The sequence below is a fragment of the Allobranchiibius sp. CTAmp26 genome (assembly GCF_017565405.1).
GTDB lineage: Bacteria > Actinomycetota > Actinomycetes > Actinomycetales > Dermatophilaceae > Allobranchiibius.
Genome location: NZ_JAGEKR010000024.1, coordinates 30903 through 48695, shown reverse-complemented (window position 1 = coordinate 48695; position 17793 = coordinate 30903). Strand labels below are relative to the sequence as shown.

Genomic DNA, 17793 nt, shown 5'->3' with positions numbered 1-17793 from the left:
GCACCGGGACGGCGGCAGGCAGGCACGTCGTACGACGGTCGGTCGGCACAGCACGACGGGCCGGCCCGAAGTGGGGCCGGCCCGTCGATGTGGCGGAGGATGCGGGATTTGAACCCGCGAGGGGTTTCATCCCCAACACGATTTCCAATCGTGCGCACTAGGCCACTATGCGAATCCTCCAGGCGAGCAGAGGTTACCCGGTCCCGGCGGGACTGCATAAATCAGCGTCGTGCGGCCGTGCGCTCAGCCCTTGATGGCATCCGCTCCGGCGGTGTCGACGACCGTGTGGACCAGGCCGGTGCCCACGTCGTAGACGTGCCCGGAGACGCGTACGGCGGGGGAGATCGTCGGCGCCCACCGCAGCCGGGCCACGTCGGTACGCACGGTGCGCTCAGGGTCCAGCACCGCGGTGTCGGTCAGGGTGCGTTCGTCGAGCCCCATCCGGTGGACGAAGTCGTGCCGCAGCGTGTCGTCGGCGAGCAGCCCCGATCCGCAGTCGGTGTGATGGATGACCGCCACCTCGAACCACGGTCCCTCCGCAGCCTTCGTCTGCACGAGATGGCTGATGTAGGAGACGTCGCGGATGACCTCAGGAGTCACCCGGCCGCCGACGTCGCGCGCCACGATCGCGTCGCCCAGCTGCAGCCCGAGGAAGGCGGCCGGGTCCACCCGCGGGTCGATGCAGGTGATCACGTAGAGGTGCTCGCGAGGGATGAACGGGATCGCCGGCACCTCTCTGTGGGCTCCGGACCGGGCGAACGCCGCATTGCGGTCCTGCAGATTGGTCAGGTTGCTCATCGGGTGGCTCCCGCAGTGGTCGAGGTGGTCGAGCGGGTCAGTGCGGTCAGGGCGTCTTCGATCACCGTCGCGGTCTCGGCGGGGTGCGCGACCGGGACTGCGTGCGAGGAGTCGATCTCCACGACGTTCGAGCCGGCCCGGCCGGCCATGAACCGCAGCGCCCGGGTGGGGATCGAGTGGTCCGCGGTCGCCACCAGCGCCCACGACGGCAGTGAGTGCCACGTGGCCGGCTGCGCGAAGGTCTCCGCGAGCGCCGCCGGGTCGATCGGGTGCTGCGCCGCGGCCATCACCGCCGCGGTCCGCGGGGCGACGTCGGCGGCGTACACCTGCGCGAAGCGCTCAGGGCGCAGGTACATGCCCTGCCCGGCGGGCTCCTCGCGCAGCACGACGTTCGGGGGCGTGAGGCCGCTCCCCGGGAAGCGGTCGTTGAGCTCGCCCGCGCTCTCACCGGCCTCCGGCTGGAACGCCGCCACGAAGACCAGCCCACTTACCGAGGGGGTGAGCGCGTCCGGGTCGGAGATGACGGACCCGGCGTAGGAGTGCGCGACGACCAGGATCGGGCCGTCGAGGGTGCGTAGGAAGGCGTGCAGGTCCGCGGCGTCGCCGGCCAGGCTGCGCATGGCCAGAGCGGGCGCGAGGGCGATGTGACCTCGGTCCTGCAGCTCGGCGACGACCTCGTGCCAGACGGAGGCGTCGGTGAGGGCGCCGTGGACGAGCACGACGGTGAGCGGACCGGAATCGGTTGTCGGAGAGTTCGTCTCGGTGGTCATGATTTCAGCGTGGTCGTCCGCCGTCGTCGTCGGAAGTGGCAGTACTGCCGTTCGTCGATAGAATCATGCCATGACGCGTCATCGGATGGTCGTGCTGCTGATGGATCAGGTCCTGCCGCTGGACGTGGCGATACCCATGCACGTCTTCGCCCGGGAGGCGCCGGAGTTCTACGAGGTGCGGACCGCCTCGCTCGACGGTGGTCCGGTCGCGGTGGCCGGGGGCATGCACCTCGTACCGGACGGTGACCTGCGCCTCCTGCGGCGCGCCGAGACGGTGATCGTGCCCGGCTACGGCGGTGCCGCGACGGAGCGCGTCGCCGAACCCGGCCTGGCGGCTCTGCGGTCGGCGGCGCAGCGTGGCGCGCGGATGGTCTCGATCTGCTCGGGCACCTTCGCTCTCGCGCAGGCCGGCCTCCTGGACGGGCTGACCGTCACCACCCACTGGTCGATGTGCGCCGATCTGGCGCGTCAGCACCCGTCGCTCGAGGTCGATCCGAATCCGCTCTTCGTCGACAACGGGCCGATCCTCACCTCGGGCGGCGTGACGACCGGCGTCGACCTCGCGCTGCACCTGTTGCGCAAGGACCTGGGGCCCGCCGTCGCCACCCACGTCGCGAAGCGGATCGTGATGGCGCCGAGTCGGGAGGGGGAGCAGGCTCAGTTCATCGAGATGCCGCCGATCGCCCCCGGCGACGACGACCTCGCAGCGGCCCAGCAGTGGATGCTGGCGCGGCTGGGCGAGCAGATCACCGTGGCGCAGATGGCCCGGCGGGCGCGGATGTCGACGCGCACCTTCCACCGCCGATTCGCCGAGCGCACCTCGATGACCCCGCTGGCCTGGCTTCTGCAGCAGCGGATCGCCCGTACCAAGGAGCTGCTGGAAGGAACCGGTCTGTCGGTTGAGCAGATCGCCGAGCAGGTCGGGCTCGGCTCGCCGGCCAACCTGCGGACGCACTTCCGCCGCGAGACGAGCCTCGCGCCCGCGCGCTATCGCCAGGTCTTCGGCGGCGGGCCGGGTCGTGGCGCGGGCGAGGGGCGTCACACCGGCGCGGCCGACGTACCCGCTGCGGTGTCCTAGACTGTTCGCCGATCCCCCACGCGGTGGTACCGCGCCGAACTCCCCCAGGGCAGGAATGCAGCAAGGGCAGGCGTGCTCTTCCAGGTGCGTGGGGGGTCCTTCACGTCCAGGGGAGTGCGTGATTGTCCGCACTTTCGTGTCGACGGGTGCACGGATCTGCGGACAACCGCGGCCACCCGTACGAGCTGGTCGCACTGACGGTCCCGGCGCATAGAGTTCCCCAGGTGAGCACCGCGCTGTACCGCCGATACCGACCCGAGACGTTCGCCGACGTCATCGGTCAGGAGCACGTGACCGTGCCCCTGATGCGTGCCCTGGAGACCGGCCGGGTCAACCACGCCTATCTCTTCAGCGGGCCGCGGGGCTGCGGCAAGACCACCAGTGCCCGGATCCTGGCGCGGTGCCTCAACTGCGAGCAGGGCCCCACCCCGACCCCGTGCGGGGTGTGCGACTCGTGCGTGGCGCTGTCCCGCGGCGGCGCCGGCACGGTCGACGTGATCGAGATCGACGCCGCCAGCCACGGTGGCGTGGACGACGCGCGCGACCTGCGGGAGCGGGCGGCGTACGGCCCGGCCAGCAGCCGGTTCAAGGTCTACATCATCGACGAGGCCCACATGGTGACCACGCAGGGCTTCAACGCGCTGCTGAAGGTCGTCGAGGAGCCGCCGGAGCACGTGAAGTTCGTCTTCGCGACCACCGAGCCCGAGAAGGTCATCGGCACGATCCGGTCGCGCACCCACCACTACCCGTTCCGGCTGGTCCCGCCGCAGAAGCTGACCGAGTACATGGAGCAGCTCTGCGTCGCGGAGGGCGTGCAGGTCGAGCCGGGCGTGCTGTCCTTCGTCACCCGAGCCGGCGGCGGGTCCGTGCGCGACTCCCTCTCGGTGCTCGACCAACTGATCTCGGGGTCGCAGGACGGCGGACTGACGTACGCCGGCGCGGCCACGCTGCTGGGGTTCACCGACGGCGAGCTGCTCGACGCCACCATCGACGCGCTCGCAGTGTCCGACCCCGCGGCGACCTTCCGACAGATCGGTCGGGTCATCGAATCCGGCCACGACCCGCGGCGGTTCGTCGAGGACCTGCTCGAGCGGCTGCGCGACCTGATCATCGTCGCCGCGGTCCCCGAGGGGGTGGCGCAGGTGCTGCGCGGCGTCCCGGAGGACCAGCTCGAGCGGATGCGCGAGCAGGCAGCGGCGTTCGGCGCCGAGACCCTGGCGCGCGCCGCGACCATCGTCAACGCCGGCCTGACCGAGATGACCGGGGCCACCGCGCCGCGGTTGCAGCTCGAGCTCATCTGCGCGCGTGTGCTGCTGCCCGGGGCGAGCGGCGAGGAGGGGTACGCCGCGCGGCTGGACCGACTCGAACGCCGCCTCGCGATCGGCGCCGTGCCGGGGGCGACGGCACCTCGGCCCACCGCCTCCGCGCCGGAGGCCACCACGACCCGGTCCGCACAGTCTTCGACGCCACAGCCGACCGCGCCCGAGCCGGCTGAGCCCTCCGAGCCGCAGCCCGGCCGGCCACTCGAGCAGCCCACGCCCCCCGCGGGTCCGACCGAGCCGCCCGTGGTGCCGTCACCCATCCCGGAGCCGGCCCCCACCCCGAAGCCGGACTCGCCGGACGCGCCGGACGAACCCGACGGCGGCGGTGACAATGTCGACGTCCGGTCCCAGGGGCGTGACATCCCCGCGGTCGCCGACCCCGTCGGCAGCCCGTCCGCGGAGCGCGACACGGCCGACGACTCCGACGCGCCGCGGGAAGCGCAGCCGCAGGTCGCGGCTGCGGGAGGGCTCGACACGGACGCGATACGCCGGGCCTGGCCCGATGTGCTCAACGCGATCGCCCGCATCAAGCGGGTGACGTGGGCGTTGCTGAGTCAGCACGCGCACGTGCTGGAGTACAGCCCGCCACTCCTGGTGCTCGGGGTGAGCAGCCCGGGCCTCGCCCAGACCTTCGAGCGTGGGTCGCACCGCGACGTCGTACGTCAGGCGCTGCAGGAGGCCCTCGGTGTCACCGTGACGGTGCAGGCCCGCACCGACAGCGGTGCTCCCACCGGCACGCCGCAGCCGGACGATCTCGCCCCGGCGCGGCCGCCTGCTGAGCGTGCCGATCCCGGCGAAGAGCAGGGCGCGCAACCCGCCGCCCGTGAAACCGGCACGAAGGCGCCTGATCCGCAGCCCGCTGCACTCGCGGCCGCGCGCCGTCCCCAGCGCTCCGCGCCGCGCAAACGGTCCGAGCCCGAGGTCGAGCCCGGCGGATGGGGCGCGAGCAGCGCGCCCGCGCCGAGCTGGGCCAGCGAGCCGGCCACCCCGCAGGCCTCCGCGGGCGTCACCGGTCCCACCGTCCCGGCGCCCGATGACGACGAGGGGTCACGCGACGACGAGGACGTCGAGGACGCCGGCGAGGTCGGCATCCCGGTGGTGACCTCGATCCTCGGTGGCGTGGTCATCGAGGACCAGCGGGACTGACCTGTGCTCTATCGCGCCGCGAAAGGCACCGTCTCACCCGTCGTCCGCGCCCTCTGGCGCCCCCAGGTCGACGGCGCCGACAACGTGCCCCGCCATGGGGGAGTCCTCCTGGCGAGCAACCACCTGTCCTTCATCGACAGCGTGGTCATCCCGTTGGTCGCGCCGCGGCAGGTCCGCTTCCTGGCGAAGTCGGACTACTTCACCGGCACCGGAGCGAAGGGCGCCGCCTCGCGGCTGTGGTTCGAGACGATGGGCATGATCCCTGTCGAGCGCGACGATTCCCAGGCTGCGGCCAAGTCCCTCGAGCTCGCGCTGCGGGTGCTGGCCGCCGGTGACGCGTTCGGCATCTATCCCGAGGGCACCCGCTCGCGCGACGGGCGGCTCTATCGCGGGCACACCGGCGTCGCCCACCTCGCGCTGACGGCCGGAGTGCCGGTCGTGCCGGTGGGTCTGATCGGCACCGACAAGGTGCAGCCGGTCGGTGACAGCCGGGTGCACCGGGAGCAGTTCACCGTGCGCTTCGGCGCACCGATCAACCCGGTGGGCCGCTGGACCGGCGTACCGGCCGGCCGTGCCCGGCGTGAGCTGACCGACCAGGTCATGGACGCCATCGCCCAACTGTCCGGGCAGCCGCGCGCTGCGGCGTACAACGAAAGGCCCTCTGCCACCGGCTGACCGGCGATTCACTGCGAAGTAACCCTTGTCGATACCCAGACGGTCTGGGTATCGTCGGATCATGGGAAGCGACCTCTTGCGCGGGCATCTCGAGGGCCTGCTGCTGGCCGTGCTGGTCGACGCGCCCGGTCACGGATATGCGCTGAGTCAGCGACTGGGCGAACGCAGCGGCGGCGCGCTCTCGGTGCCCGAGGGGTCGCTCTACCCGGCACTGCAACGCCTCGAGCGCGCCGGGCAGGTCACGAGCGCATGGAGCGTGACGGAGGGTCGTCGGCGACGGGTCTACCGGCTCAGCCCCGCTGGTCGCCAGGCGGCGACTCGATCCAGGCAGGAGTGGCAGACCTTCTCGGCAGCCGTGGACCGCGTGATCGGGGGGCTCGCGTGACGGCTGTCGACGATTACCTGGACGAGTTGCGACGCCTCCTGCAGGTACGCGGCGCCATGCGGCGCCGGCTGCTGAAGGAATGCCGCGACCACCTCGTGGACTCCGCCGCCGTGGACGGGCCGTAGGAGGCGGTGCGCCGTTTCGGCGATGCTGCGGGGATCGCGGCGGCGCTGGACGCGGAGGTGGCGACGCGACGAGCGCAGCGGTCGACGTTCGCCACGATCATCGGCGCCTTCGCGGTCGCGGGCTCGACGTTGGTCGTCCTGAACTCCACGACCGCCGCCACGACCGGGTCGATCGGCTGGGCCGTCACGTTCTTCGCAGCCGCGCAGGTCGCAGCGGTGTCGCTCGCGCTCGCGACCCTGCAGGCTCTCGGGTTGCGGGGGCGGCAGGCGACGGCCGGGGAGGTGGCGTTGCTGTGCCGCCGCAACGGCTGCGCCCTGCTCGCCGCGGCCGTCGCCCTGTTCGCGGCCGCGGGCGCCGTCCCAGGGCATGGTCCTGCGGCCCTCATCCTCGGCGGGCCCTTTCTGGCCGCCCTGGCGATGGTGGGTGTGCTGCGGACCCGGTCGGTGATCCGTGCCTACCGGCACGCAGCAGATCGGCCGGTGCGGTCTCCGCTCGCCGATCTCAGCGCGGCGACCCACCTCTCACTTCCGCAGGTGGGCGCCGGCCGGCTGCTCCTACCGACCGCACTCATCGCGGCCGCGGCGGCGTTCGGGCGTGACCGAGCCGAGCACGCGGCGGTGCCCGCTGCCCTCATGAGCGCGGGCGTGGAGGTCGCGCTGGTGATCCTCGGGCTCGCGCTGCTCGGGCCGGCGCTCGGCCTTCGCGCGCGGTGGCATCGCCTCTGAGGCGCGCTGCTCAGCGGTCGCCTGCCAGCTGGGACAGGAACGGCACGCACGCCGCGCCGAGCGGCGTCGCCCAGTAGTAGACCCAGGTGCCGCGGCGTTCGCAGTCGACCAGGCCGGTGTCGCGCAGCTTGCGCAGGTGGTGGGAGACCGTGGGCTGCGAGACGCCGGCATCGGGGATGTCGCAGACGCACACGGGATTCGGATGGGCTGCGATGTGGCTGAAGAGCAGCAGCCGGATCGGGTCGGCCAGGCCCTTCAGAATGCCCGCCACGTCGTCGCAGCTATCGGCCGTGAGCGCGGTCTCGCCCGGCGTCACGCGCACCCGCGAGGCGGTCACGTCGCGCACCGGGATGAAGGTCATCCCTCTATATTGACAAATGTCTAACCAGAGCGCCACCCTTGCCTGCATCGACGTGTATCGAAGCAAGGAGCAGGACCATGAGTGATCCCATCGCCATTCGTGAAGAGGTGCGGCGCCGGTACGCCGAGTCCGCCCGCGCCGCGGCCGAGGGGTCCGGCTCCTGCTGCGGCCCGAGCCTCTACGACCAGAACGTCTCCGCCGACGGCCGGGCAGTCTTCGGATCGGGCCTCTACGCCGGCGAGGACACCGGACCTGCAGGCGTCGCGGTCGACGCGTCCCTGGGATGCGGCGTACCCACTGCGGTGGCCGATCTCGCGGCCGGCGAGACCGTCCTCGACCTGGGTGCTGGCGCGGGCGGGGACGTGCTGATCTCCGCGCGGCGGGTCGGCCCCACCGGTCGGGCGATCGGGCTGGACATGACGCAGGAGATGCTCGACCTCGCGCGCCGCAACGCCGCCGAGGCAGGCGTGACGAACGTGGAGTTCCTGCACGGCTACCTGGAGGAGATCCCACTGCCGGATGCGTCGGTGGACGTGGTGATCTCCAACTGCGTCATCAACCTGGCCGCCGACAAGGGCGCCGTGCTGGCCGAGGCCGCACGCGTGACCCGCTCGGGTGGCCGGTTCGCGGTCTCCGACGTGATCGCCGATGAGGACATGGACGAGGCGACCCGCGCCGACGTCGCGGCGTACACCGGGTGCATCGCAGGGGCGCTCACCGAGCAGCAGTACCGGGACGCGCTGACCTCGAACGGCTGGAGCGAGGTCGAGATCCGCTACACCCACGCGGTCCACGAGCACGCACAGGCGGCGATCGTACGGGCGGTGCGCGCGTGAGTGTCGCTACTGAGCCCCGAGCCGCCGCTGACCGGGGCGTCGTCGCCAAGCTGTCGACTCTCGACCGATGGCTTCCTGCGTGGATCGTCGCCGCCATGGCGATCGGGCTGCTGTTGGGGAGGCTCGTCCCCGGTCTGTCCGGGGTGCTGTCGGCGGTCGAGGTGCAGGGCGTCTCGCTGCCGATCGCGATCGGTCTGCTCGTGATGATGTATCCGGTCCTGGCGAAGGTCCGCTACGACCGCCTCGACCAGGTCACGGGGGATCGGCGCATGCTGATCAGCTCGCTGGTGCTGAACTGGCTGGTGGGCCCCGCGCTGATGTTCGCACTCGCGTGGGTCTTCCTGGCGGACCTTCCGACCTACCGGACCGGGCTGATCATCGTCGGCCTGGCCCGCTGCATCGCGATGGTCATCATCTGGAACGACCTCGCGTGCGGCGACCGCGAGGCGGCCGCCGTCCTCGTCGCCCTGAACTCCGTCTTCCAGGTCGTCATGTTCGCCGTGTTGGGCTGGTTCTACCTCTCGGTGCTGCCCGGCTGGCTCGGGCTGGAGCAGACCCGGCTCGACGTGTCTGTGTGGCACATCGCGGCATCGGTGCTGGTCTTCCTCGGCGTGCCGCTGTTGGCCGGGTTCCTCTCGCGCCGCATCGGCGAACGCCGTTGGGGCCGTGTCCGGTACGAGGCGGCGTACCTGCCGCGGATCGGACCGTGGGCGTTGTACGGCTTGCTGTTCACCATCGTGGTGCTCTTCGCCCTCCAGGGGCACCAGGTCACGTCACGCCCGCTGGACGTCGCCCGGATCGCGCTGCCGCTGCTGGTCTACTTCGCGCTGATGTGGGGCGGCGGCTACGTCCTCGGCCGGGTGCTCGCCATGGGCTATGCCCGGACGACGACGCTGGCGTTCACCGCCGCGGGCAACAACTTCGAGCTGGCCATCGCCGTCGCGATCGCCACCTTCGGCGTCACCTCCGGGCAGGCGCTGGCCGGAGTGGTCGGGCCCCTGATCGAGGTGCCGGTCCTCGTGGGGCTGGTCTACGTCTCCCTGGCCCTACGTTCCCGCTTCCCGTTGGAGGGCGCCCATGCCTGACCCCTGTGTGCTGTTCGTGTGCGTGAAGAACGCCGGCAAGTCCCAGATGGCGGCCGCACTCCTGCGGCAGCTCGCCCCCGGTCGTGTCGAGGTGCACTCCGCGGGCACCCGACCGGGCGGCACCCTCAACGAGCTGTCCCGGCAGGTCGTCGAGGAGGTCGGGGCTTCGTTGGCCGGGGAGTGGCCGAAGGCGGTCGACCCCGATCTGCTCCGCCGCGCCGACCGCGTCATCGTCGTGGGCTCGGATGCGCGCCTCGACCCGGTCGACGGGATGCGCGCTCCGATCACGACGTGGGAACTCGACGAGCCGTCGGCGCGGGGCATCGACGGGATCGAGCGGATGCGCCTGGTGCGCGACGACCTGAACGACCGGGTGCGCTCTCTGCTGGCCGGGCTCGATCAGGGCCTGCCGGAATCCCGGTGACCTGCCGCTGACTGGCGGATCTGCGGTGTCAGGTCCACCTCCGGCACCCGCTGGACCATCTCCCACCTGCCATGGATGGGGCACCGTTGGAAGCGCCGTCGGCCGAGTCGGACGGCCTTGAACGACACCCATCTCTCCCAGACGGTCTCGTAGTAGTCACCGCCGGAGCACCGCACGACGGTCCAGTCCCGCGCCATGCGTCCCACACTAGGCAGTTCGCCTCCACGGCGCGTGGCTACCGAACCCCCGCTTCGACCTCACCGGTCCGAGCGCGGTCGCTTCAGCTGGAAGGTCTCGAATGCCTGGAGGCCGCCGCCGACGCCGGTGGCGTCGTAGTAGGTGACCGTGATGGTGGTGTCCCCGCCCGGACGCCCGGGGTCCACGTCGAATGCCGCGAACCCGTACGGGTGCTCCCCGTCGCGGGAGGCGGACCACCGCGCGGTATCCATGACGTAGACGGGAGGGCGCTTGCCGGTCGTCGGATCGGGGGCGCCGACCGCCGTGATGACACGGCATGCGGGCGGTTGGAAGAGCAGCTGGTTGGACGTGAAGGAGGAACCGCCCCCGCCGAGGACCATGTGCACGGTGCCCTTCGTGGTCTCGACCACGGTCGTATCGGTCGCCGCGACCTTCGGGGTGAGCGTCGCGTTCTGCTCCTGGCCGCGGATCGGGTGGCTGCGTTCGTAGTGGTGCTCGTGCCCGCAGACGACCAGGTCCACGCCGTACCGGTCGAACAGCGGGATCCACTCCTGCCGGATGCCGAGGTCGGCGCCGTTGGCCTTGTCGGCGGAGCTGATCGCCACCTGATGCATGCAGACCACGATCCAGTCGATGTCCCGGTCGTGGCGTGCGCGACGCAGCTCCTGCTCGAGCCAGGTCCGCTGCGCGCCCTTGGAGTAGCCGCGCACGTAGGAGTTCCCACCGTCCTGGTAGCAGACGTCGTCGTTGGCGAGGCTGATCACCCGGACCGCGCCGACCGTGAAGGAGTACCAGAGGCCCCGGGTCACCTGCGTCTGTCCGCCGGCTCTCGGCACCGAGAAGTAGGTCTGGTAGGCCCGATAGCCGATCGGCCCGTTGCCGAGTTCGTTCTCGTGGTTGCCCGCCGCCGGCATCCATGGCCGGTTCCGCGCGCTGCGGGAGTTGTTCGCCCAGAAGTCCCACCACGTGCGGATCCGGTCGGTCGCCAGATTGGCGTAGCAGAGGTCGCCGTTGAACAGGTGAAACATCGGCGCGACCTGTTCCACACCCGCCGTGGTGTCCGATCCGGCGGGTGCGCCGAGGTTGTCGTTGACCCAGGTGGTCGTCGTGCCGGGCAGCAGCTTGCCCAGCGTGGGGGTGCCCTGGTCGCCGAAGCTGGTGAACGTCACCCGTGCCCGCCCGCGAGGACCGGTCGTGAAGGTGCCGAACTGTGGCGTCGTCCCGTCGTGGACGGCCGCGTACAGGTGCGACGTGCCCGGCCTCAGGCGGCTGAGGGCGGCGTGGTGGGCGTACACCGTCGTCCCCGACTTCTCATCGACGTATGACGTCGTCTCGGCGGCGACGCTGCGCTTGAAGTCGCCCCGCTCGTTGCCGAGCAGCACCCGCGCGCCCTGGACGGGCGCCAGGGTGTGCCAGCTGACGACCACCTCCGTGGCGGCGTCCGCTCCGAACTGCAGGTGCAGACCGTGGACGACGGGCACCGGCACGATGTGCCGTCGACCCTTCCCCTGGGGCCTCAGGGTCACGGGCGTCGCCGCGGCATCCGCGGCCGTGGACACCCCGAGAGCCGTGACCGCGGTGGCGAACCCGGCCCCCGCGAGCAGATGCCGCCGGGCGACGCCCGGATCCCCGTTCGTCTCCGTTGCACTCATGAGCACAACGATCTGGAAGACGGCTCGTCCTCGCCACACGGTCTACGTGAACGCACCGGAAACACTCGGTGCGGCGACGGACCGCCGCGCCCGGCCGTCAGGTGGACCGGTGGCCCGGCGGGGTCGAGTTCTCGCCGAGAGTGACCCGGCGGGCGGCGTCAGGGAACCGGCCGAGCAGGCTTTCGACCAGGTCGATCGACCCGCCGATGCAACGCCAACCGTCGTCCCAAAGGCGGGTCACGAGCCAGGAGCGGTCCGCAGGGAAGATCAGGTCCGGCACTGCGCCACGCGTCGAATCCGGAGGACGCCAGGTGGCGGCCTGTTCGGGGCCGGCCTCCACCAGCGTGTAGGTCCAGCCCGAGTAGAGTGCGACTGTGGGCAGATCGCCCCAGCGCTCGGTCTCCTCGGAGTTCGTGTGCAGATACCCCAGCCACCACGGCGCCGGCGAGTGGTCGGCGAGCAGGGATAGCAGCTCGCCGTCCTGCGCCTCGCGCGCGTCCCGGTCGCCGGTGGGCAGCACGAGGGTCGCGTACCCCGCATACACGGATGGCACGCCGGCGTCGATGCCGCGACCGGCCTTGGTGAGTTCGCCGATCCATTCCGTGGTGCGCGCGGTGCCCGCCGGCCACGACCGACCGTCGCGCTCGTACCGAATCCCCACCATCACGCCAACCTAAGCGGCCGAGGGCGTCCACCGGCGCTGGGCGGGGGGAACGGTGTGCGTCGGTTGTCGAGTCCGACGAACCACAGGGTCGTGTCAGCACGAGCCCGTAGGCTGTCGCCTCGTGTACGAAGGTGTGGTCCAGGACCTGATCGACGAGCTCGGCAGGCTGCCGGGCGTCGGTCCGAAGTCGGCGCAACGCATCGCGTTCCACCTGCTGCAGGCCGACCGCGCCGACGTCCAACGCCTCAGCGAGGTGCTGGCCGTGGTCAAGGACAAGGTCCGCTTCTGCGACCTGTGCTTCAACGTCTCCGAGGACACCCTGTGCCGCATCTGCGGCGACTCCCGACGCTCGGTGAGCTTGATCTGCGTCGTGGAGGAGCCCAAGGACATCATGGCCATGGAGCGCACCCGCGAGTTCCGCGGCCGCTACCACGTGCTCGGTGGGGCCATCAGCCCGATCGACGGCATCGGCCCGGACGACCTGCGCATCACCGAGTTGATGCGCCGCCTGGGCGCCGAGCCCATCGAGGAAGTCATCATCGCCACCAACCCCAACCTCAACGGTGAGGCGACCGCGACCTACCTGTCGCGGTTGCTGTCGCCGTTGGGCATGCCGGTCTCGCGACTGGCCTCGGGGCTGCCGGTCGGCGGTGACCTGGAGTACGCCGACGAAGTGACGCTGGGCCGCGCCTTCGAAGGTCGCCGGTTGATCGGTGGCTGAGGTAGACGCCCGGACCCGGGCAGAAGTGGACGCCGGTGAGGGGACCGAGTCGTCCACCCGGTGGCGGGAGATCGCCCGTCGGTACGCCGGGATGGCCGGCGCGTTCTTCGTCCTCGCCCTCGTGGTGCACGTCCCCGGATACTTCCACCAGCTCTACGATCCCGACGAGGCGACGATCGCCGACCAGGCGATCACCCTGCAGCACGGCGGCCGGCTCTACATCGACGCCATCGACCGCAAACCGCCCCTGCCCACCTACCTCTACCACGCGATGTTCGCGCTCTTCGGCAATGTCGACCTGCGCCCGGTGCACCTGCTGGCCGCTCTGCTGCTGGCGGTGGCGGCCTGTGCGGTCGCCGCCGATGTCAGCCTCCGAACCCGCGCGGAACGCGCGTGGGCCGGGGTCCTGATGATCACCGCCGCGGTGGCGTTCCTGCCCGACGCGGGTCAGGCGGCCAACTACGCGCACTTCGCGCTCGCCCCCGGGGCCATGGCGATGGTGCTGGCCCGCCGGCGTTCGACGAGGTCCGCGGCGCTGGCCGGCCTCGCTCTCGCGGGCGCGGTCCTCTGCCGGCAGACCTGGCTCATCGGGCTGCTGCCGGCCGGCATCGCGGTGGCGCGGTCACGTCGCTGGAAGCACCTGGGCTGGATGTTCGGCGGCTTCCTCGTCGGGATCGGGCTGGTGGTGGTCTGGCTGCCGACCGCCGACGTGTGGCACTGGGTCTTCGTCTCCAACCAGGGGTTCCTGCTCACCGCGCCCAACTGGTCGATGGTGTCGGTCAGCTTCTTCGGCGGCCTCGTCCTACTGGTCGGGTTGCACCTGCCGCTGCTCGTTCCCGTGGCCCTGCGGGTCCGGGCGGCCGGTTCGCTGCGGCGGGCGCTGCAGGTCGACCGTGACCTGTGGGTGTGGTGGGCGACGGCGACGATCGCCTGGATCTCGGGGTTCCGCTTCTTCGCCCACTACTGGATCCAATCGCTGCCACCCCTCGTACTACTGGCCACGCCCGTCGTGGCCCGTCTCGCCGGCCGCCCGCGGACGTGGATCATCTCGCTGCTGGTCGTGGTCACGGTTGCGGCCGTGGTGGCGGGATTCACCCCCGGCACGTTCCGCACGCTGCCCGACACGACGCCACTCGCGAAGTACGTCGCGGCCCACACCCGCCCCGACCAGCCGATCCTGGTCTGGGGCAACCTTCCCGAGGCGCAGTGGGAGTCCGACCGCCCCCTCGGGGGAGCGCTGGTGCACTCCGACTTCGTCACCGGAGTGTCAGGCAACCGCACCTCGGACCCGAACACGGTGCCCGCCATCACGCCCGGTGCCTATGCCGCCGTGCTGCGCTCGGTCTACACCCACCCGCCGCAGCTCGTGCTCGACACCTCTACGGCCGACCTGCGCGCGTACGGGGGGCAGTACTTCGACGGTAAGTACCCGTTGTCGGTCTTCCCGCAGTTGAAGTACTTCGTGGACACCTACTACACGCCGGCCGCTCGGGTGAACGGCGTGACGATCTACCGGTTGCGTCAGGAGTACTCGGGCAACAGCGGCGCCGGTTCGTAGGCACCGCGGCCCTGCAGTGCGCGGTGGATGCCGAAGGCGAGGCCGAGCACCGCGGCGCCGGCAACCCCGTCGAGCGCGAAGTGGTTCGCCGTGCCGATGACCACGGTGAAGGTCAACAGCGGGTAGAGCATCGCGGCGTACCGCACGATCCGGTGCTTGGCCAGGTTGAAGACCGTCAGACCGCACCAGAGCGCCCACGCGCAATGCAGGCTCGGCATCGCGGCGTACTGGTTGGTCACCGCGGCGACGGAGGCGTGCCCCCAGGACCCGAAGGTGTGGAACTGCACCAGGGTGTCCACGAAACCCGCACCCAGCAGGCGCGGCGGCGCCATCGGCACGAGGTAGAAACCGCACAGTCCGATCACGGTGGTGGTCACCAGCACCGTGCGCGCCGAGCGATAGACCCGCCGTTGCCAGAAGAACAGCCAGATCAGAACCCCGCCGGTCATCGGCAGATGCAGGAACGAGTAGTAGCCGTTGGCCAGCCGGGCGATCTCGTCGTGCGCGGCGAAGAAGTGGTTGAGCGGCAACTCGAAGTTGATGTGCAGCTTCTGGGTCAGGTGCAGGACCCGCAGTCCGCGGTCGATCGCCGCGGTCTCGTGCGACGGCACGAGGTTGCGCAGGCGCTCGTAGACGACGTCCAGGATGACCAGAATCGCGATCTCATGCCACCAGACGGGGGCCCGGAAAGTTCGCAGCGCGGCAGGAAGCAACGCACGATGCCCGACGTCGGGCACAGTGGTCACCAACCCCGGGGTGCGACTTGACATCCGATAAGGATGCCACCGGCGACCGACATACGCATCTTTGATCCGGCGTTCCGCGTGTTATATAGGCGCTGTGAGTCTGATCACGTCCGGATTCTGACCCCAGCGCGTCCCGGAATACGGGCATCGTGCGTCTCGAATCCTGGTCTCACTACCCTTGGTGACCGTGAGTCTCGTGGTCCAGAAGTACGGCGGGTCGTCGCTGGCCGACGCCGACAGCATCAAGCGCGTGGCGCGTCGCATCGTCGACACCCGCAAAGCCGGCAATCAGGTCTGCGTCGTCGTCTCGGCGATGGGCGACACGACCGACGACCTGCTCGAGCTGGCGGACGCCGTCTCGCCCGCGCCACCGTCGCGCGAGCTCGACATGCTGCTGACGGCCGGCGAGCGGATGTCGATGGCGTTGGTGTCGATGGCCATCGCGAACCTGGGTGACTCGGCCCGCTCGTTCACCGGCTCCCAGGCAGGAGTGATCACCGACGACGTGCACGGCAAGGCGCGCATCATCGATGTCACCCCCGGTCGCATCCAGGAGGCGCTCGGTGCGGGCCACATCGTCATCGTGGCCGGCTTCCAGGGCGTGAGCCAGGGCAGCAACGAGATCACCACCCTCGGACGCGGCGGATCGGACACGACGGCCGTCGCGCTCGCCGCGGCGCTCAAGGCCGACGTCTGTGAGATCTACACCGACGTGGACGGGATCTTCACCGCCGATCCGCGGATCGTGCCCACGGCGCGCAAGATCGACCGCATCACCAACGAGGAGATGCAGGAGATGGCGGCCTCGGGCGCCAAGGTGCTGATGCTGCGGTGCGTGGAGTACGCGCGGCGCTTCGGCCTGCCGATCCACGTGCGGTCCTCGTTCAGTCACCGCGAGGGCACCTGGGTCGTCGACCCGTCGTCCGCCACCGAGTCAGAAGGAGCACCCGTGGAAGACCCGATCATCGCCGGCGTCGCGCACGACCGCAGCGAGGCCAAGATCACCGTCGTCGGGGTGCCCGACTCCCCGGGCAAGGCCGCACAGATCTTCCAGGCGATCGCCGCCCAGCAGATCAACATCGACATGATCGTGCAGAACGTCTCGGCGCTCGCCACCGGTCAGACCGACGTGTCGTTCACCCTGCCCAAGACCGACGGCCAGCGTGCCGTGCAGGTCCTGCAGGCCGCGCGTGAGCACATCGGCTTCGAGTCGCTGCAGTACGACGACCAGGTCGGCAAGCTGTCGCTCGTCGGTTCGGGCATGCGCAGCCACCCTGGGGTCAGCGCCACCCTCTTCCAGGCGCTGGCCGACAACGGCATCAACATCGAGATGATCTCCACCTCGGAGATCCGGGTGTCGGTGGTGACTCGCGACGACCAGCTCGACGACGCGGTCCGCGCCGTGCACACGGCGTTCGGGCTGGACGACGCCGACGGCGAGGCCGTCGTCTACGGGGGGAGCGGACGATGAGCGCTTCGCAGAACGCGCTGCACGTCGGCGTCGTCGGCGCCACCGGGCAGGTCGGGGCGGTCGTCCTGCGGTTGCTCGCCGAGCGGGACTTCCCGGTGGCCTCCCTGCGGGTGTTCGCCTCGGCGCGCTCGGCCGGCAGCTCGCTGACCTGGCAGGGTTGTGAGTACGTCGTCGAGGACGCCTCCGAGGCCGACCCGAGCGGCCTGGACATCGCGATCTTCTCCGCGGGCGGCTCGACGTCCAAGGCACTGGCGCCGAAATTCGCAGCGGCGGGCGTCGTGGTCATCGACAACTCCTCCGCCTGGCGCGGTGACCCGGATGTGCCGCTGGTGGTCAGCGAGGTCAACCCGGCCCGGATCGCCGACCCTGCCAAGGGCATCATCGCCAACCCCAACTGCACCACCATGGCCGCGATGCCCGCGTTGAAGGTGCTCTCCGACGAGGCGGGCCTGCAGCGGCTCACCGTCGCGACGTACCAGGCGGTGTCCGGTTCCGGGCTCGCCGGCGTCGAGGAGCTGGCCAGCCAGATCCGTCAGGGCGTGCAGTCCGGTGACCTCGAGGGCCTGGCGCTCGACGGCGACGCCGTCGAGCTCGGTCCGGCGAAGAAGTACGTCGCCCCCATCGCCTACAACGTGCTGCCGATGGCGGGTTCGGTGGTCGACGACGGCACGCTCGAGACCGACGAGGAGCAGAAACTCCGTAACGAGTCGCGCAAGATCCTCGAGCTGCCCGACCTGCGGGTGTCCGGCACCTGCGTCCGAGTGCCCGTATTCACCGGGCACTCGCTCGCGGTGCACGCGGAGTTCGAGCGGCCGATCACGCCGGCCCGGGCCGCCGAGTTGCTCGGTGACGCACCGGGGGTGGTGCTCGCCGACGTGCCGACGCCACTGGACGCGGCGGGTCGAGACGCGACATTCGTCGGTCGCATCCGGCAGGATCAGGCAGTGGAGGACGAGCGTGGGCTCGTGTTCTTCGTGTCCGGCGACAACCTGCGCAAGGGAGCCGCCCTCAACACGGTGCAGATCGCCGAGGTCATCGCCGCGGCGCGGTGA

19 protein-coding genes, 1 tRNA gene and 1 other RNA gene are annotated in these 17793 nt (G+C 70.8%); 14 read left to right on the top strand and 7 right to left on the bottom strand.

Going from position 1 to position 17793, the window contains the following annotated elements:
* Positions 1-90: 90 nt before the first annotated feature.
* The 3 genes from J4030_RS16440 to J4030_RS16430 all read right to left on the bottom strand — a co-directional run bounded on the left by J4030_RS16440 (position 91) and on the right by J4030_RS16430 (position 1568).
* Positions 91-180: transfer RNA gene (locus J4030_RS16440), tRNA-Ser, on the bottom strand.
* A 63-nt stretch (positions 181-243) separates the two neighbouring features.
* Positions 244-798, bottom strand: a complete 555-nt coding sequence (locus J4030_RS16435) for a carbonic anhydrase (RefSeq protein WP_208050324.1) — start codon at positions 796-798, stop codon at positions 244-246.
* Entirely contained in the window at positions 795-1568 is a 774-nt protein-coding gene (locus tag J4030_RS16430; protein WP_208050323.1) for an alpha/beta fold hydrolase, read from the bottom strand. The genes J4030_RS16435 and J4030_RS16430 overlap by 4 nt, the downstream gene beginning before the upstream one ends.
* A gap of 70 nt (positions 1569-1638) precedes the next feature.
* Between J4030_RS16430 and J4030_RS16425 the strand changes: the two genes are divergently transcribed.
* From J4030_RS16425 to J4030_RS16400, 7 genes are all read left to right on the top strand, one after another.
* The gene (locus J4030_RS16425; RefSeq protein WP_208050322.1) at positions 1639-2646 is read left to right on the top strand and encodes a GlxA family transcriptional regulator; all 1008 of its coding nucleotides are present in this window, start codon (positions 1639-1641) and stop codon (positions 2644-2646) included.
* Between the two features lie 7 nt (positions 2647-2653).
* Positions 2654-2750, top strand: an RNA gene (gene ffs, locus J4030_RS16420) — signal recognition particle sRNA small type.
* A gap of 120 nt (positions 2751-2870) precedes the next feature.
* Positions 2871-5114, top strand: coding sequence for a DNA polymerase III subunit gamma and tau (locus J4030_RS16415; RefSeq protein WP_208050321.1), 2244 nt, complete (start codon positions 2871-2873; stop codon positions 5112-5114).
* Positions 5115-5117: 3 nt separating this feature from the next.
* Positions 5118-5789, top strand: a complete 672-nt coding sequence (locus tag J4030_RS16410) for a 1-acyl-sn-glycerol-3-phosphate acyltransferase (RefSeq protein WP_208050320.1) — start codon at positions 5118-5120, stop codon at positions 5787-5789.
* A 61-nt stretch (positions 5790-5850) separates the two neighbouring features.
* Complete coding sequence (locus J4030_RS16405) at positions 5851-6174, top strand: PadR family transcriptional regulator (protein WP_208050319.1); 324 nt, start codon at positions 5851-5853, stop codon at positions 6172-6174.
* On the top strand, positions 6171-6299 hold the full coding sequence (locus J4030_RS18365) for a hypothetical protein (RefSeq protein WP_279538208.1): 129 nt from the start codon (positions 6171-6173) through the stop codon (positions 6297-6299). Before J4030_RS16405 ends, J4030_RS18365 begins: the two co-directional genes overlap by 4 nt.
* 6 nt (positions 6300-6305) lie before the next feature.
* Entirely contained in the window at positions 6306-7025 is a 720-nt protein-coding gene (locus tag J4030_RS16400) for a hypothetical protein (protein ID WP_208050318.1), read from the top strand.
* A 10-nt stretch (positions 7026-7035) separates the two neighbouring features.
* Here the strand turns inward: J4030_RS16400 and J4030_RS16395 are convergent, their stop codons facing one another.
* Positions 7036-7386, bottom strand: coding sequence for a helix-turn-helix transcriptional regulator (locus tag J4030_RS16395; RefSeq protein ID WP_208050317.1), 351 nt, complete (start codon positions 7384-7386; stop codon positions 7036-7038).
* Positions 7387-7463: 77 nt separating this feature from the next.
* Between J4030_RS16395 and arsM the strand changes: the two genes are divergently transcribed.
* Genes arsM through J4030_RS16380 form a run of 3 tightly spaced genes read left to right on the top strand, consistent with a single transcriptional unit; the run spans position 7464 to position 9731 of the window.
* On the top strand, positions 7464-8222 hold the full coding sequence (gene arsM, locus J4030_RS16390; RefSeq protein ID WP_208050316.1) for an arsenite methyltransferase: 759 nt from the start codon (positions 7464-7466) through the stop codon (positions 8220-8222).
* On the top strand, positions 8219-9307 hold the full coding sequence (gene arsB, locus J4030_RS16385; RefSeq protein WP_208050315.1) for an ACR3 family arsenite efflux transporter: 1089 nt from the start codon (positions 8219-8221) through the stop codon (positions 9305-9307). The genes arsM and arsB overlap by 4 nt, the downstream gene beginning before the upstream one ends.
* A complete protein-coding gene (locus tag J4030_RS16380; RefSeq protein WP_208050314.1) occupies positions 9300-9731 on the top strand; it encodes a low molecular weight phosphatase family protein in 432 nt (143 codons plus the stop codon). Before arsB ends, J4030_RS16380 begins: the two co-directional genes overlap by 8 nt.
* A gap of 257 nt (positions 9732-9988) precedes the next feature.
* On the opposite strand, the gene J4030_RS16375 is transcribed toward J4030_RS16380, so the two are convergent.
* Together J4030_RS16375 and J4030_RS16370 are read right to left on the bottom strand one after the other, a co-directional pair.
* Complete coding sequence (locus tag J4030_RS16375; protein WP_208050313.1) at positions 9989-11581, bottom strand: metallophosphoesterase family protein; 1593 nt, start codon at positions 11579-11581, stop codon at positions 9989-9991.
* Positions 11582-11678: 97 nt separating this feature from the next.
* Complete coding sequence (locus tag J4030_RS16370) at positions 11679-12245, bottom strand: hypothetical protein (RefSeq protein ID WP_208050312.1); 567 nt, start codon at positions 12243-12245, stop codon at positions 11679-11681.
* Between the two features lie 121 nt (positions 12246-12366).
* Between J4030_RS16370 and recR the strand changes: the two genes are divergently transcribed.
* Together recR and J4030_RS16360 are read left to right on the top strand one after the other, a co-directional pair.
* A complete protein-coding gene (gene recR / locus J4030_RS16365) occupies positions 12367-12966 on the top strand; it encodes a recombination mediator RecR (protein ID WP_208050311.1) in 600 nt (199 codons plus the stop codon).
* Positions 12959-14524, top strand: coding sequence for a DolP-mannose mannosyltransferase (locus J4030_RS16360; RefSeq protein WP_208050310.1), 1566 nt, complete (start codon positions 12959-12961; stop codon positions 14522-14524). The genes recR and J4030_RS16360 overlap by 8 nt, the downstream gene beginning before the upstream one ends.
* Here J4030_RS16360 and J4030_RS16355 read toward each other — a convergent pair.
* Positions 14488-15294, bottom strand: a complete 807-nt coding sequence (locus J4030_RS16355; protein ID WP_208050309.1) for a phosphatase PAP2 family protein — start codon at positions 15292-15294, stop codon at positions 14488-14490. The genes J4030_RS16360 and J4030_RS16355 overlap by 37 nt on opposite strands.
* A gap of 163 nt (positions 15295-15457) precedes the next feature.
* On the opposite strand from J4030_RS16355, the gene J4030_RS16350 reads away from it, so the two are divergent.
* Together J4030_RS16350 and J4030_RS16345 are read left to right on the top strand one after the other, a co-directional pair.
* Positions 15458-16741 (top strand): aspartate kinase, encoded by a 1284-nt coding sequence (locus tag J4030_RS16350; protein ID WP_208050308.1) that lies wholly within the window; start codon positions 15458-15460, stop codon positions 16739-16741.
* Positions 16738-17793: an aspartate-semialdehyde dehydrogenase gene (locus J4030_RS16345; RefSeq protein WP_208050307.1), complete on the top strand. Its 1056-nt coding sequence runs from the start codon at positions 16738-16740 to the stop codon at positions 17791-17793. Before J4030_RS16350 ends, J4030_RS16345 begins: the two co-directional genes overlap by 4 nt.